Source organism: Streptomyces sp. NPDC003034 (assembly GCF_053591375.1).
In genome coordinates this window covers 271,000-284,727 of record NZ_JBSFTS010000001.1, presented here as the reverse complement: position 1 = coordinate 284,727, position 13,728 = coordinate 271,000, and the positions used below count along the sequence as shown (strand labels likewise).

Annotated in this window: 13 protein-coding genes; 5 read left to right on the top strand and 8 right to left on the bottom strand. The window is 72.5% G+C overall.

What is annotated here, in order from left to right:
• Positions 1 to 170: 170 nt before the first annotated feature.
• Together ACWDX7_RS01400 and ACWDX7_RS01395 are read left to right on the top strand one after the other, a co-directional pair.
• The gene (locus ACWDX7_RS01400; protein WP_451491503.1) at positions 171 to 893 is read left to right on the top strand and encodes an alpha/beta hydrolase; all 723 of its coding nucleotides are present in this window, start codon (positions 171 to 173) and stop codon (positions 891 to 893) included.
• 83 nt (positions 894 to 976) lie between these two features.
• Entirely contained in the window at positions 977 to 1,348 is a 372-nt protein-coding gene (locus ACWDX7_RS01395; RefSeq protein ID WP_451491504.1) for a cupin domain-containing protein, read from the top strand.
• Here ACWDX7_RS01395 and ACWDX7_RS01390 read toward each other — a convergent pair.
• Positions 1,324 to 2,529, bottom strand: a complete 1,206-nt coding sequence (locus ACWDX7_RS01390; protein WP_451491505.1) for an ATP-grasp domain-containing protein — start codon at positions 2,527 to 2,529, stop codon at positions 1,324 to 1,326. The two genes, ACWDX7_RS01395 and ACWDX7_RS01390, sit on opposite strands and share 25 nt — an antisense overlap.
• A 173-nt stretch (positions 2,530 to 2,702) precedes the next feature.
• Here ACWDX7_RS01390 and ACWDX7_RS01385 point away from each other — a divergent pair, with 173 nt between their 5' ends.
• On the top strand, positions 2,703 to 3,728 hold the full coding sequence (locus tag ACWDX7_RS01385) for a LuxR C-terminal-related transcriptional regulator (RefSeq protein ID WP_451491506.1): 1,026 nt from the start codon (positions 2,703 to 2,705) through the stop codon (positions 3,726 to 3,728).
• 144 nt (positions 3,729 to 3,872) lie between these two features.
• Here ACWDX7_RS01385 and ACWDX7_RS01380 read toward each other — a convergent pair whose 3' ends face one another.
• Positions 3,873 to 4,772: a LysR family transcriptional regulator gene (locus ACWDX7_RS01380; RefSeq protein WP_451491571.1), complete on the bottom strand. Its 900-nt coding sequence runs from the start codon at positions 4,770 to 4,772 to the stop codon at positions 3,873 to 3,875.
• Positions 4,773 to 4,897: 125 nt separating this feature from the next.
• On the opposite strand from ACWDX7_RS01380, the gene ACWDX7_RS01375 reads away from it, so the two are divergent.
• Together ACWDX7_RS01375 and ACWDX7_RS01370 are read left to right on the top strand one after the other, a co-directional pair.
• A complete protein-coding gene (locus tag ACWDX7_RS01375) occupies positions 4,898 to 6,202 on the top strand; it encodes an MFS transporter (protein ID WP_451491507.1) in 1,305 nt (434 codons plus the stop codon).
• A 102-nt stretch (positions 6,203 to 6,304) separates the two neighbouring features.
• The gene (locus tag ACWDX7_RS01370; RefSeq protein WP_451491508.1) at positions 6,305 to 7,285 is read left to right on the top strand and encodes a sigma-70 family RNA polymerase sigma factor; all 981 of its coding nucleotides are present in this window, start codon (positions 6,305 to 6,307) and stop codon (positions 7,283 to 7,285) included.
• Here ACWDX7_RS01370 and ACWDX7_RS01365 read toward each other — a convergent pair.
• The 6 genes from ACWDX7_RS01365 to ACWDX7_RS01340 form a co-directional block, all read right to left on the bottom strand.
• Entirely contained in the window at positions 7,199 to 7,528 is a 330-nt protein-coding gene (locus ACWDX7_RS01365) for an STAS domain-containing protein (RefSeq protein WP_451491509.1), read from the bottom strand. The two genes, ACWDX7_RS01370 and ACWDX7_RS01365, sit on opposite strands and share 87 nt — an antisense overlap.
• Before the next feature lie 218 nt (positions 7,529 to 7,746).
• Positions 7,747 to 9,024, bottom strand: a complete 1,278-nt coding sequence (locus ACWDX7_RS01360; protein WP_451491510.1) for a thymidine phosphorylase — start codon at positions 9,022 to 9,024, stop codon at positions 7,747 to 7,749.
• A gap of 193 nt (positions 9,025 to 9,217) precedes the next feature.
• Positions 9,218 to 9,631, bottom strand: coding sequence for a cytidine deaminase (locus ACWDX7_RS01355; RefSeq protein WP_451491511.1), 414 nt, complete (start codon positions 9,629 to 9,631; stop codon positions 9,218 to 9,220).
• Positions 9,628 to 10,893, bottom strand: a complete 1,266-nt coding sequence (locus ACWDX7_RS01350) for an ABC transporter permease (protein ID WP_451491512.1) — start codon at positions 10,891 to 10,893, stop codon at positions 9,628 to 9,630. Before ACWDX7_RS01350 ends, ACWDX7_RS01355 begins: the two co-directional genes overlap by 4 nt.
• Positions 10,890 to 12,005: an ABC transporter permease gene (locus tag ACWDX7_RS01345; RefSeq protein ID WP_451491513.1), complete on the bottom strand. Its 1,116-nt coding sequence runs from the start codon at positions 12,003 to 12,005 to the stop codon at positions 10,890 to 10,892. The genes ACWDX7_RS01350 and ACWDX7_RS01345 overlap by 4 nt, the downstream gene beginning before the upstream one ends.
• Positions 12,002 to 13,666, bottom strand: coding sequence for an ABC transporter ATP-binding protein (locus tag ACWDX7_RS01340; RefSeq protein WP_451491572.1), 1,665 nt, complete (start codon positions 13,664 to 13,666; stop codon positions 12,002 to 12,004). The genes ACWDX7_RS01345 and ACWDX7_RS01340 overlap by 4 nt, the downstream gene beginning before the upstream one ends.
• Positions 13,667 to 13,728: the final 62 nt, after the last annotated feature.

Here is a 13,728-nt window from a genome sequence, read left to right as displayed (position 1 = left end):
CTCGTGGGCCGCGTGGGCGTCGTGGGCCGCGTGGGCCGCGTGGGCGTCGTGGGCGTCGTGGGCGTCGGGGGCCCGCGGCGCCCGTCCCGCCGCCGTGGCCGGACCGCGCCCACGAAAGAAGTCCGTTCCGGGCCGGGCACACAGCGGGCGACTCCTGCCAAAATCAGCGCATGGCACAGCATGCGCCGCCGGCGCGCGGTGCCCGCCTGGGGCGGGCAGCCGGCGCGAACGGCTCGGGCTCGACGGTCAGTGGTGTGGTGCTCCTGCTTCCCGGGGCGTCCAGATTCTCCCCCGGTCCGGTGCGTCCGCTCGCGCGGGCACTGGCCCGGGCGGGCGGGGCGGAGGGGCTGGTCACGCACACCGTCGTCCACGGCGGCGGCTCCTCCCGCGAGGAGCAGGCGCGGTGGGCGGCGGACGAGGTGGTCCGGCGGTACGGGGACGTGCCGGTGTGCCTCGCCGGCTACGACGCCGGAGGCCGCACCGCGCTGCGGGCGGCGGGGCACGACGCCGTCGACTCGGTTCTGGCCCTGTCCCCTTGCCTGGACGGGGCGGCGGGCTCTGATCAGCCCGAACCGGTGAAGCAGCTGGCCGGCCGGCGGGTCCTGATCGTGCACGGCACCAACGACGCGAGGAGCGATCCGGAGGCGTCCTTCCTGCTGGCGGCCCGGGCCAAGAAGGCCAACCGCTCGACGTGCCGGTTCGAGGTGCACTCGGACGGGCACGGGCTGCGCGAGCACCAGGCCGAAGTGGTCGCCCTGGCGGTGGACTTCGTGCTCGGCTCCGTCTTCTCCGGCCGCTATTCCCGCCCGGTGACCGACGCGCTCGCCGCTCCGCCCCCGCTGGGCCTGCGGATGCCGCTGGCCTCCGGTTACGGCCGGCTGCTGCGGCGCTGAGGGGCCGGATCCGGCGGGCCGCCCAAGCGTAGAGTGAGGAGGAGAACCAGGACTCGGGGGCTTCTCTTCGGGAGGCGATGACCATGCCCGGTCTGATCAGCAGGGGCTTCGACGCGGCGGACGAGACACGCCCGTTCGAGGCCGGCAAGGGCAGGCTGGACCTGCTCCAGACGGAAAGCGGCCCCGTCGGCCGCGCGGTGTTCGAGCCCGGTTGGCGCTGGTCGGAGCACGTCAAGCCGCTGGCCGGTACGGACAGCTGCCAGGCGGCTCACGCGGGATACGTCGTGAGCGGCCGCATGAAGATCGTCATGGATGACGGGGAGAGCGCCGAAGTGGGTGCCGGCGACTTCATGCAGGCGGCGCCCGGCCACGACGCCTGGACCGTGGGCGATGAGCCCTGCGTCATCGTGGACTGGGCCGGATTCGGCGACTACGCGAAGCCGCCCTCGGGCTGACGCGTCCGGCGCTCCGAGGGCTCGCCGAGCAGGCCCGCGGCGCGGGTGAGCGTGCGGGCCAGGGAACCGGCCGTCGGTGCGCTCGCCAGGACGTACGCGTGGTGCAGCGCCCCCGTCGGGGCCCGGTGGACGACGGCGTCCGGCGGGATCTGCAACTGCACCCGGACCACGCCCGGCACCGAGCGCGCCGCGGCGAGCCGCGGGCGGACCCCGTCGAGGCGGCGGCCGGGCGGGAAGTCCACGTACCGCAGCCCGGCGTGCGCGGCGCGCGGGATGCGCACCGGGCCGGGCAGGCCGAGCCCGGTGGCGAGCGCGAGGGCCAGGACGTCGGTGCCCTGGCCGAGCCGCAGCAGCCGGGTGAACTCCTCGCCCCCGGGCCGGGCGTGGGCCTCGACCAGGCGGGGGCCGCGCGAGGTGAGGATGACCTCGGTGTGCGAAGGGCCGTCGCGATGTCCGGCGAGGTCCAGGACGCCGCGTACGAGGGCCCGTACGGCCTCGGCGGTCCGCGGGTCCAGGGTCACCGGCAGCTCGTGCCCGAGGGGGGCGAGGCCGGGGCCGGTCAGCCGGCGGGTCCAGCCGAGGACGCGGTGGCGGCCGTCCTGGGAGAGGGCCTCGACGGAAAGTTCCGGGCCTTCGAGGAACTCCTCGACGATGAGGTCGGTGACCTCGGGATAGCCCTGGGCCGCGCTGTGCGCCCCGTCCGCGTCGCTGACGAGCCGCACCCCCTCGCCGTCGGCGCCCGCGCGGGGCTTGATGACGCAGGGATATCCGATCAGGGTGGCCAGGAAGGGCAGCAGAGCGGCGCGGCCGCAGCGGGCGAAGGAGACGGGGCGGGCGGGGTGCAGGCTGTTGGAGCGGGCGCGCAGGGCGGCTTTGTCCATGAGGGCGGTGACGGCCGCGGTGGGGGTGCCGGGCAGGCCCAGCTCCTCGTTGGCGCGGGCGGCCGCCAGCGCTCCGGCGGCGTCGAAGCCGAAGACGGCGGCGTGGCCGCGGCGGACCGCCGCCAGCCGGCCGACGGCTCCCACGAGGTGCCGGTGGTCGCGCCAGTCCGTCCGTACCCGCCGCTCCGCCCCCTCACGGTCGGACGGCACCGATGGACCCGGCGCGACCACGACGGTGCGCACGCCCGCACGGCGGGCGGCCGCCACCACGGCGGGCCGCGGACTCAGCAGGACGGCCACGGGCTCTCGCCCTTCCCCCGGTGTCCGCTGCCGCATACCGCGCTCCCCCCTCACGCCGTGCAGTCACTGTGCCCCGTCGGCATATGCCGAAGGCCGCCGCGCAGGCATCGTCTTGTCGCCTTGCGGAAACACGAGGGGTTTATAAACGGATACAGACCGGGACCAATATGCATATGCCAGCCGACGAATCCGCAGAGCTGAGCCCCGCGGCCCGGCGCCTGTACGCGTACGCGGTCGAGCGGCACGCCTTCGACGCGGCCCAGGCCGCGGAGGCATTGGGGGCGCGCGCGGCCGCCGCGATCGCCGAGCTGGCCGCCGCACATCTGCTCCAGCGAGCGCCCGACGGCGGGGCGGACCGGTGGAGCGCGGTCGCGCCCCGGGCGGCGGCGGCCCGGGCCCTGGCCCCGCTCGCACTCCTCGCGCGGGAGACCCACGAGGAGATGGACCGGGTGCGGGAGCGGCTGGAGACGCTGGTGCCCGCGTACGAGGCGGGGACCGCGCACCGGGACCTGAGCGGGTCGGGGCGGCTGGAGCTGGTCACGGACCTGGGAGCGGTGCGCGCACTGATCGGGGAGCTGGTCGCGGCGTGCGAGCGGGAGCTGCTGACCTCGCAGCCGGGCGGGGGCAGGCCGCTGGAAACCCTGGAGGAGTCCATCGGGCGGGATGAGTCGTTGCTCTCCAGGGGTGTGCGGATGCGGACGATCTACCAGCACACGGCGCGTTATTCGCGGCCCACGGCGGCGTATGTGGAACGGGTGATGGCGCTGGGCGCGCAGGTGCGGACGCTGGGCGACGGACTGATGCGGATGCTGGTCTTCGACGACCACACGGGGCTGATGGCCGTACCGGACCGGCCGGGGGCGGCGCTGGTGGTGCGCGAGCCGAATGTCGTGCACTTCATGACGGCGGCGTTCGAGCGGTCCTGGCTGGAGGCGGAGCCCTTCGCGACGACGGTGAGTCCGGAGGCGGCGCGGTCGATCTCGGACGAGCTGAGGCAGACGATCGTACGGCTGCTGTCGGAGGGGCTGGAGGACAAGGTGATCGCGCGTCGGCTGGGCATGTCGGAGCGGACGTGTCAGCGGCACATCGCGGAGATCATGCGGGCGGTGGGGGCGAAGTCCCGGTTCCAGGCCGGGTACTTGCTGGGGCCCGGCGGGCCGGGCGGGCCGTCTGCGGCGGAGCCGGAGGCGGAGGTTTGAGCCGGGCTGCGCCCGGACCTGGGGCTCCGCCCCAGACCCCGCGCCTCAAACGCCGGCGGTGCTGGATGTGCGGCTCGGACACCGGCCGGGGCAGAGGGGGCGGCTCGGAAGCCCGCCGGGATGGAAGAGGCGTTTCGTCAGTGCCTACAGGTCCGGGATGAGGTTGCCCCTGCGGGAGAGGAGGAAGCGTTTGAACGCGGCCACCGGTGGGGTGTCGGGGTGGCCGTCGAGCCAGGCCACGCCGATCTCGCGGACCGCGCGCGGGGCCGTGACCGTCAGCTCCACGACGCCGGGGCGGGGCACGGCCGGAGGCGGCAGCAGGGCCACCCCGAGGCCGGCGGCGACGAGGCCGCGCAGGGTCTCGGCCTCCTCGCCCTCGAAGGCGACGCGGGGGGTGAAACCGGCCTCCGCGCACAGGTCGTCGGTGATGCGCCGCAGGCCGTAGCCCGGTTCGAGGGTCACGAAGGTCTCCTCGGCCGCCTCGGCGAGGCGGACGCGCTTGCGAGTGGCGAGGCGGTGGTCGTCGGGGACGACCAGGCGAAGCCGCTGCTCGTCGAGGCGGCGGGCGACCAGGTCGGGGGCGTCGGGGAGCGGTGAGGTCAGGCAGAGGTCGAGCTCGCCGGTACGGAGCCGTTCCAGCATGGCTTCGCCGTAGTTCTGGACGAGGGAGAAGCGCACGCGCGGGTGGTCCGCGCGGAAGGCGCGGATCAGGCCGGGTACGGTCTCGGGGCCCAGGGTGTGCAGGAAGCCGAAGGCGACTTTGCCGTAGGACGGGTCGGCGTCCTGCTGGACGGATTCGGCGGCGCGGGCGATCCCGTCCAGGGCCTGTTCGGCGGAGGCCAGGAAGGTGCGGCCCGCCGTGGTGAGGGAGACGGTGCGGCCCTTGCGGGCGAACAGCGTGACGCCCAGGTCGTGTTCGAGGCGCACCATGGCCCGGGAGAGGGTGGACTGCGGGACGCCCAGTTCGTGCGCGGCGCGGGTGACGTGCTCGTGCCGGGCCACTGCCGCGAAGTACGCGAGGCGCGGGGCCAGCAGACGTGTCATCGCCATGTCTTCTTCGTAACGGTTCATCGACAGGCGCCATCCTGAGCTGGGCTGATGCAGAGGTGGATCGATTAGCGCGAATCCGTGCATTGGACGCATGAAAAAGCCGAGCCTACCGTCGTCGTATGCCTCCCGCTCATACCGGGGCACCCGTCATCGCGGGTGCCTCCCCCTCGTCGTTCCGTACCTCTCCGCCCGTGGGCGCCGGACCCGTGGCGCACTCCCCCGGCAGCCCCGGCTACCGCCGCATGAGCCTCGCGCTCTTCGCCGCCGGGCTCGCGACCTTCGCCCTCCTCTACTCCACCCAGGCGCTGCTCCCCGCGATCTCCGACGGCTTCGGCGTGACGGCGGGCCGCGCCAGCTGGACGGTGTCGGCGGCCACCGGTGCGCTGGCGCTGTGCGTGCTGCCGCTGAGCGCGCTGTCCGAGCGGTTCGGCCGGACGCGGATGATGCGCTGGTCGATGGTGGTGGCCGTCGGCGTGGGCCTGCTGGTGCCGTTCGCGCCGAGCCTGGAGTGGCTGGTGGCGCTGCGGGCGGTGCAGGGCGCGGCGATCGCCGGAATCCCGGCGTCCGCGATGGCGTACCTGGCGGAGGAGGTCAAGCCGAAGGCGCTGGTGGCAGCCATCGGACTGTTCGTCGCGGGCAACTCCATCGGCGGCATGAGCGGCCGCCTCGTCACCGGCTGGGCGGCCCAGCTGGGGGGCTGGCGGGCCGGACTCGCCGCCGTCGCCGTCATGTCGCTGGTCTGCGCGGTGGCGTTCCTGGTGCTGCTGCCCCGGGCCCGGTTCTTCCGTCCGGCGTCGCTGAACCCGCGCGCGGTCGGGCGGACCGTCCGCGGCCACCTGCGCGATCCGCTGCTGCTGCGGCTGTACGCGATCGGCGCGCTGTTCATGACCGTCTTCGGCGCCGTGTACACCGTCATCGGCTACCGCCTGGTGGAGGAGCCGTTCTCCCTCGGGCAGGGCGTCATCGGGTCGATCTTCCTGATCTACCTGGTGGGTACGGTCTCCTCGGCCGCCGCCGGTCAGCTGGTCGCCCGCACGGGGCGGCGCGGCGCGCTGTACCTGGCCGTGGCCACCACCGCCCTCGGGCTGCTGCTCTCGCTGTCCGGATCGCTGGCCGCGATCCTGCTGGGCCTGGTCCTGGTCACGGCCGGGTTCTTCGCGGGCCACGCGGTGGCCTCCTCGGCGGTGAGCGGGACGGCGAAGACGGGCCGGGCGCAGGCCTCCGCCCTCTACCAGTCCGCGTACTACCTGGGCTCCAGCGCCGGCGGCACGCTGGGCGCCCTCGCCTACCACAGCGCCGGGTGGGCGGCCACGGTGGGCATCGCGCTGCTGGCCGTGCTCGGCGTCGTGTCGGTCACGCTGTACGGGAGCCGCTCGGCCCGCGCCGAGCGCCGGGCGGCGGCCCCGGCGGCATCCGCCCGCTGAGGCATCCCCTGGTATCCCCCGGCATCCCCCGGTCCGGCTGCGACTGTCAGAGCCCTCCGGTAGTTTCCGAAGCATCGGGTTCTACCAGGGGGATCGGCGGACATGACAGACCTCGCGACCGGCACGGACCTCGACGCGGCGATGGACCGCTACCGCGTCGAGCTCGCCGGCTACTGCTACCGGATGCTCGGCTCGTCCTTCGACGCCGAGGACGCGGTGCAGGACACGTACATCCGTGCCTGGCGCAGCTTCGAGAAGTTCGAGGGCCGGTCCTCGCTTCGGTCGTGGCTGTACCGGATCGCCACGAACGTCTGCCTGGACCTGCTGAAGGCCGGGAACAAGCGGGCCCGTCCCATGGATCTCACCGCACCTCAGCACCAGGCCTCCGCCGTCCTCAACGAACGGCCGGAGGTGACCTGGCTGGAGCCGGTCCCGGACGGCCGGGTGCTCCCGCAGAGCGCCGACCCGGCCGAGATGGCGCTGGCGAAGGAGTCCGTCCGACTGGCGTTCGTCGCGGCCCTCCAGCACCTGCCGGCGAAGCAGCGGGCCGTGCTCATCCTGCGGGAGGTACTGGCCTGGAAGGCGGAGGAGGTCGCGGACCTGCTGGACACGACGGTGGCGTCGGTGAACAGCGCGCTCCAGCGGGCGCGGGCCACGCTCGCCGGCCAGCGGCTGCGCGAGAGCGACCCGGCGGACCCGCTGGACGCGGATCAGGCCCGGCTGCTGGAGCAGTACCTGTCGGCCTTCGAGGCGTATGACATCTCCCGGCTCACCACGCTCCTGCACGAGGACGCGGTGCTGTCCATGCCGCCGTACGACCTGTGGCTGCGCGGCCCCGCCGACATCGCCGCCTGGCACCTGAACCAGGGCATCGGCTGCAAGGGCTCGCGCCTGATCCCGACGACGGCCAACGGCCTGCCTGCCTTCGGGCAGTACCGTCCGCGGGCGGACGGGCAGCCGGGGCACACGCCGTGGGCGCTCCAGGTGCTGGAGGTGTCAGACGGCAGGATCACCGGCCTCAACGCCTTCCTGGACACCGAGCGGTGGTTCCCGCTCTTCGGCCTCCCGGAGCGTCTCCCCTAGCCCTACGAGCTCCAGCAGGCCGCGCAGCGGCGGCGCAGCCCGCACCTCGAAGCGGACGCCGAGGCGCCGGGCGGTCAGGGCGGCACGAGCGAGGGCCTGGACGGTCGCGAGAGTGGGTGCGACGACTCCGCTCACGTCGCACACCATCCAGTCGGGCCCGTCCCTGCACAGCTCGCGCACGCGCGCGCACAACTCGGCGGTATCCGGCTCCTGCCCCTCCAGGGCGACGGTTCTGATCTCCACGTGAGGCAGACCCCCCGCCCCGCCCGAACTCATCGGCAGGGCCGGAGGAAGCCGCCTACGGCCGGGGGAAGGAATCCCAGTCGTCACCGCTCGGGGGCTGGTGCTCGACTGCGAGTGCGCTCATGGTGTGCTCCCACCGCCTTGTCACCGATCCCAGCATGCCGAACGGGACCGGCGGGGGTCCACCGATCCCGTTCACCCGAATGAGAAGCCGCAGGTCAGGCGATGCGGTCCAGCACGATCGGCGTGGCGGAGAAGGACGTTCCCGCCGGAGCGACGTCGTAGGTCCCCTCCAGCGCGGCCAGGGCGTAGTCGAACTTCTCCGGGGTGTCGGTGTGCAGGGTCATCAGGGGCTGGCCCGCCGTGACCGTGTCGCCCGGCTTGGCGTGGAGCTCGATGCCGGCGCCCGCCTGCACCGGGTCCTCCTTGCGCGCGCGGCCCGCGCCCAGGCGCCAGGCGCCCACGCCGACCCCGTACGCGTCCAGGCGGGTCAGGACGCCCGAGGCCGGAGCCGTCACCACGTGCTGCTCGCGCGCCACCGGGAGCGCCGCGTCCGGGTCGCCGCCCTGCGCCGCGATCATCCGGCGCCAGACGTCCATCGCCGAGCCGTCGGCCAGGGCCTTCGCCGGGTCGGCGTCCTTGATGCCGGCCGCGTCCAGCATCTCCCGGGCCAGGGCCAGAGTGAGCTCCACGACGTCCGAGGGCCCGCCGCCCGCCAGGACCTCGACGGACTCGCGGACCTCCAGCGCGTTGCCGGCCGTCAGGCCGAGCGGGGTGGCCATGTCGGTGAGCAGGGCGATCGTCTTGACGCCGCTGTCGGTTCCCAGGGCGACCATCGTCGACGCCAGCTCCCGCGCGTCCTCGATGTTCTTCATGAAGGCGCCGCTGCCGACCTTCACGTCGAGCACGAGCGAGCCCGTACCCTCGGCGATCTTCTTCGACATGATCGAGGAGGCGATCAGCGGGATGGCCTCGACCGTGCCGGTGACGTCGCGCAGGGCGTAGAGCTTCTTGTCCGCCGGGGCAAGGCCGTCGCCCGCGGCGCAGATGACCGCGCCGGTGGTGTCCAGGACGTGCAGCATCTCCTCGTTGGAGAGCAGCGCGCGCCAGCCGGGGATGGACTCCAGCTTGTCGAGGGTGCCGCCGGTGTGGCCGAGCCCCCGGCCCGACAGCTGCGGTACGGCGGCTCCGCAGGCGGCGACCAGCGGGGCGAGCGGCAGCGTGATCTTGTCGCCGACGCCGCCGGTGGAGTGCTTGTCGGCGGTGGGGCGGGAGAGGGAGTCGAAGTTCATGCGCTCGCCGGAGGCGATCATCGCGGCCGTCCAGCGGGCGATCTCGGCGCGGTTCATCCCGTTCAGCAGGATGGCCATCGCCAGCGCGGACATCTGCTCGTCGGCGACGACACCGCGCGTGTAAGCGTCGATGACCCAGTCGATCTGCTCGGGGCTCAGCTCACCGCGGTCCCGCTTGGTCCGGATGACGGAGATGACGTCCATGAGGTGACTTCCTTCTACGCGCATAGAGAGAGGTGGTGGAGAAGAGAGGGGTAAGGGGGTCGGCCGCCCGCCCGGGAAGGGCGACCGCCCTCCGCCGGGAAGGGCGACCGCCCTCCGCCGGGAAGGGCGACCGCCCTCCGCCGGGAAGGGCGACGGCCCTCCGCCCGGCCAGGGGCGAAGGGCCGTCGCACGGCTATCTCAGGTGGTCCGGCCCGAAGGCCTGCGGCAGCATCGCCGCCAGCGGCAGGATCCCGTCCGGGGTGTCCACGAGCAGCTCCGGCCCGCCGAATTCGTACAGCAGCTGACGGCAGCGCCCGCAGGGGACCAGGAGCTGTCCCTTGCCGTCCACGCAGGTGAAGTGCGTGAGGCGGCCGCCCCCGGTGGCCTGGAGCGAGGAGACCAGCCCGCATTCGGCGCACAGGCCCAGCCCGTAGCTGGCGTTCTCGACGTTGCAGCCCGTCACGGTCCGGCCGTCGTCCACGAGGGCGGCGACCCCGACCGGGAAGCCCGAGTACGGCGCGTACGCGTGGGACATGGCGTCCCGGGCCGCGGCGCGCAGGGCTTCCCAGTCCGGGGCGGGAGCCGGGTCCGGTTCCGGGCTCGTCACTTGCCCTGGCCCTTGCGGTACGGCAGGCCGTCCGCCTTCGGCATCCGCAGCCGCTGCGCCGACAGGGCGAGCACCAGCAGGGTCGTCACGTACGGGGCGGCGTCCACGAACTGGCTCGGCACCTCGTCGGTCAGCAGGTACCAGACGAAGAGCAGGACGGCGCAGACGGCCGAGACGCCCGCCTGGACGTACTTCTTCTTGTACAGCTGCCAGGCGCAGACGAGCAGGAGCAGGATCGCGATCAGCAGCAGCATCGCGTGCACGTTCTCCGCGCCGCCGCGCAGCTTCAGGCTGTCGATGAAGCCGAACAGGCCGGCGCCCAGGGCCATGCCGCCCGGCATCCAGTTACCGAAGATCATCGCGGCGAGGCCGATGAAACCGCGGCCGCCGGTCTGGCCCTCCTGGTAGATGGGGCTGGCGACGATCGACAGGAAGACGCCGCCGAGGCCCGCGAGCGCGCCCGAGACGACCACGGCGATGTACTTGTACTTGTAGACGTTGACGCCGAGCGACTCCGCGGCGACGGGGTTCTCGCCGCAGGAGCGCAGCCGCAGACCGAAGGTGGTCCGCCACAGCACCCACCAGCTGCCGGGGATCAGCAGCAGGGCGAGGACGGTGAGCAGCGAGATCTCGGTGACCAGGCCGCCGATGACGCCGGCGAGGTCGGAGACGAAGAACCAGTGGGTGGCCTGGAGGTCCGCCATCCAGTCGGACAGCCCCGGCACGGTGACCTTGTAGATCCCTTCGACCTGCGGCGACTGCTTGGAGGAGCCGCCCGGCGCCTCGGCGAAGGTGAAGTTGGACAGGTACTGGGTGAAGCCCAGCGCCAGGATGTTGATCGCCACACCGGAGACGATGTGGTTGACGTTGAAGGTGACCGTGATGATCGCGTGCAGCAGACCGCCGACGGCGCCGCCGGCGATGCCGAGGAGGACGCCGCTCCAGGGTCCCCACTGGTAGCCGGCCCAGGCACCGAACCAGGTGCCGAGGATCATCATGCCTTCGAGGCCGATGTTGACGACGCCCGCGCGCTCGGCCCACAGGCCGCCGAGGCCGGCGAGGCCGATCGGCACGGCGAGCGAGAGGGCACCGGAGACCTGGCCGACCGAGGTCAGGTCGTCCGCGCCGCTGATCAGGCGGACCAGCGAGACCAGCGCGAGGCCGCCCGCGATGATCAGCATGATCCACGGCAGGGTGAGCTTCTTGCGGCCGCCCGGCTTCTTCGGGGCGGCGTTCGTCGCGGAGACGGTGCTGGTGCTCACGCCGCGACCTCCTTGTCGGTCTTGATGGCGCCACCGGCGGCGAGTTCCTCGCCGACCTTCTGCTGCTGGCGGCGGATCCCGTAGCGGCGGACGAGCTCGTACGAGACGACGACCGCGATCACGATCAGGCCCTTCATGATCGTGCCGATCTCCTTCGCGTACCCGGCCGTGTCGAGGGAGGCCGAGGCCTTGTCGATGAAGGCCATGAGGAACGCGGCGAAGAGGATGCCGACCGGGTGGTTGCGGCCGAGCAGCGCGATGGTGATGCCGGTGAAGCCGACACCGACCGGGAAGGACAGGCTGTACGTGTGGCTCTCGCCCAGCAGCACCGGCATGCCGGCGAGGCCGGCGACGGCGCCGGAGATGAGCATCGAGGTGATGATCATCTTCTTGGCGTCCACCCCGGAGGCCTGGGCAGCGGACTCGCTGGCGCCGGTGGCGCGCAGGTCGAAGCCGAAGCGGGTGCGGCCCAGCACGAACCAGTAGACGACGCCCAGGGCGAAGGCGACGAAGGTGAAGCCGTAGATCTCCAGGCCGTCGTTCATCTCCAGCGCGGGGAACCAGCCGGACGGGGCGATGTCGCCCGTGGTCAGGTCATTGGATCCGGGCGGCTGGACACCGAGGTTCTTCGGGAGGATCAGGTAGGCGATCACGCTGGTCGCGATGGCGTTCAGCATGATCGTGGAGACGACCTCGCTGACGCCGCGCTTGGCCTTGAGGACACCGGCGATCCCGGACCAGAAGGCACCGACCATCATCGCGACGACCACGATCAGCAGGATGTGCAGCGGGCCGGGCAGGGTGACGGCCGTGCCGACGACCGCGGAGAGCATCGCCGCGAGGCGGTACTGGCCGTCGACGCCGATGTTGAAGAGGTTCATCCGGAAGCCGATGGCCACGGCCAGGGCCGCCAGGTAGTACGTACCGGCCTGGTTCACGATGAGGACCTGAACGTCCTCGTAGCCGGCGTTCTCCACCATCAGGCGCAGCGGCTCGATCGGGTCCACGCCCGTCGCGGCGAGCACCACGATGGTCAGCAGGAAGGCGCTGACCAGCGCGAGCGCGGGGCCGGCGACGGCCAGGAGCAGCCGGTCCTTGTCGAATTTCTTCATCGGGCCTCGTCCTCCGGCGATTCGGTACCAGCGTCGGCACCGGCGGAGTGGTTGTCGGTTGCTTCCAGTCGCCCGGAGGCGGCGCCCGTCATGGCGGTGCCGAGTTCCTCGGGGGTCACGGTCGCGGGGTCGGCGTCCGCGACCAGGCGGCCGCGGTAGATGACGCGCAGGGTGTCGGACAGGCCGATGAGCTCGTCGAGGTCGGCGGAGATCAGCAGCACGGCCAGGCCTTCGCGGCGGGCCTCGCGGATCGCGTCCCAGATCTGCGCCTGCGCGCCGACGTCCACACCGCGCGTGGGGTGGGCCGCGATGAGGAACTTCGGGTGGTGGCTCATCTCACGGCCGACGATCAGCTTCTGCTGGTTGCCGCCGGAGAGCGAGGCGGCGGTGACCTCGATGCCGGGCGTGCGGACGTCGTACTCGCGCACGATCCGCTCGGTGTCCTTGCGGGCGGCCTTCGGGTCGAGGATGCCGCGCTTGGAGTTGGGCGCCTCGGTGACGTGGCCCAGGATGCGGTTCTCCCACAGCGGGGATTCCAGCAGCAGGCCGTGGCGGTGGCGGTCCTCGGGGATGTAGCCGATGCCGGCCACGCGGCGCTTGCGGACCGGGGCCTTGGTGATGTCCTCGCCGTCCAGCGTGATCACGCCCGCGTCGGCGGAGGCCATGCCCATGAGGGCTTCGATCAGTTCGGTCTGGCCGTTGCCCTCGACACCGGCGATGCCGAGGACCTCGCCCTTGTGGATGGTGAAGGTGATGTCGTCCAGCAGCAGGCGGCCGGCCGGGACCTTCTCGTGCACGTAGGAGTCGGCGGGCGACTCGGGGGGCGCGGTGGCGGCGAGCGGGGCGCTCACCCCGCTCTCCGCGAGCGTCAGGCCCTGGACCGCCAGCATCGGCGTGGTGGTCACCGTGGACTCGCGGGTCTCCGGCGACGGCAGTTCGGCGCCGACCATGAGCTCGGCGAGCTGCTTGGTCGTGGTGTTGCGCGGGTCGGCGGTGCCGACCGTCGTGCCGCGGCGGATGACGGTGATGTCGTCCGCGACCTTGAGCACCTCACCGAGCTTGTGGGAGATGAAGATGACCGTGAGCCCCTCGGCCTTGAGCTCGCGCAGGTTGTCGAAGAGGGCGTCCACCTCCTGCGGCACGAGGACGGCGGTGGGCTCGTCGAGGATGAGGATCTTCGCGCCGCGGTAGAGGACCTTGAGGATCTCCACGCGCTGGCGGTCGGCGACACCCAGGTCCTCGACCAGGGCGTCGGGGCGTACGCCGAGGCCGTACGCGTCCGAGATCTCCTCGATCTTCTTACGGGCCTTGGCGCCGATGCCGTGGAGCTGCTCGCCGCCGAGAACCACGTTCTCCAGCACGGTGAGGTTGTCGGCGAGCATGAAGTGCTGGTGCACCATGCCGATGCCGCGGGCGATGGCGTCGCCGGGGCGGTGGAAGGAGACCTGTTCCCCGTCGATGGCGATGGTGCCCTCGTCCGGCTTCTGCATGCCGTAGAGGATCTTCATCAGGGTCGACTTGCCGGCGCCGTTCTCACCGACGAGGGCGTGGACCGTGCCCTTGCGGACGGTGATCGCGATGTCCTTGTTGGCGACGACGCCGGGGAAGCGCTTGGTGATGCCGTGGAGTTCTACGGCGGGGGGCGGGCTGGACGCGTTGATGACGCACTCTCCTTGGCGCGGAAGGAGCGGAAGGCAGGGGGGGACAGGGCGAGGAGAGAAGC

Excerpts from the sequence above, each read along its gene's own strand:
- ACWDX7_RS01400 (WP_451491503.1), top strand. The coding sequence starts at position 171 with ATGGCACAGCATGCGCCGCCGGCGCGCGGTGCCCGCCTGGGGCGGGCA.
- ACWDX7_RS01395 (WP_451491504.1), top strand. The coding sequence starts at position 977 with ATGCCCGGTCTGATCAGCAGGGGCTTCGACGCGGCGGACGAGACACGC.
- ACWDX7_RS01385 (WP_451491506.1), top strand. The coding sequence starts at position 2,703 with ATGCCAGCCGACGAATCCGCAGAGCTGAGCCCCGCGGCCCGGCGCCTG.
- ACWDX7_RS01380 (WP_451491571.1), bottom strand. The coding sequence starts at position 4,772 with ATGACACGTCTGCTGGCCCCGCGCCTCGCGTACTTCGCGGCAGTGGCC.
- ACWDX7_RS01375 (WP_451491507.1), top strand. The coding sequence starts at position 4,898 with ATGCCTCCCGCTCATACCGGGGCACCCGTCATCGCGGGTGCCTCCCCC.
- ACWDX7_RS01370 (WP_451491508.1), top strand. The coding sequence starts at position 6,305 with ATGACAGACCTCGCGACCGGCACGGACCTCGACGCGGCGATGGACCGC.
- ACWDX7_RS01360 (WP_451491510.1), bottom strand. The coding sequence starts at position 9,024 with ATGGACGTCATCTCCGTCATCCGGACCAAGCGGGACCGCGGTGAGCTG.
- ACWDX7_RS01345 (WP_451491513.1), bottom strand. The coding sequence starts at position 12,005 with ATGAAGAAATTCGACAAGGACCGGCTGCTCCTGGCCGTCGCCGGCCCC.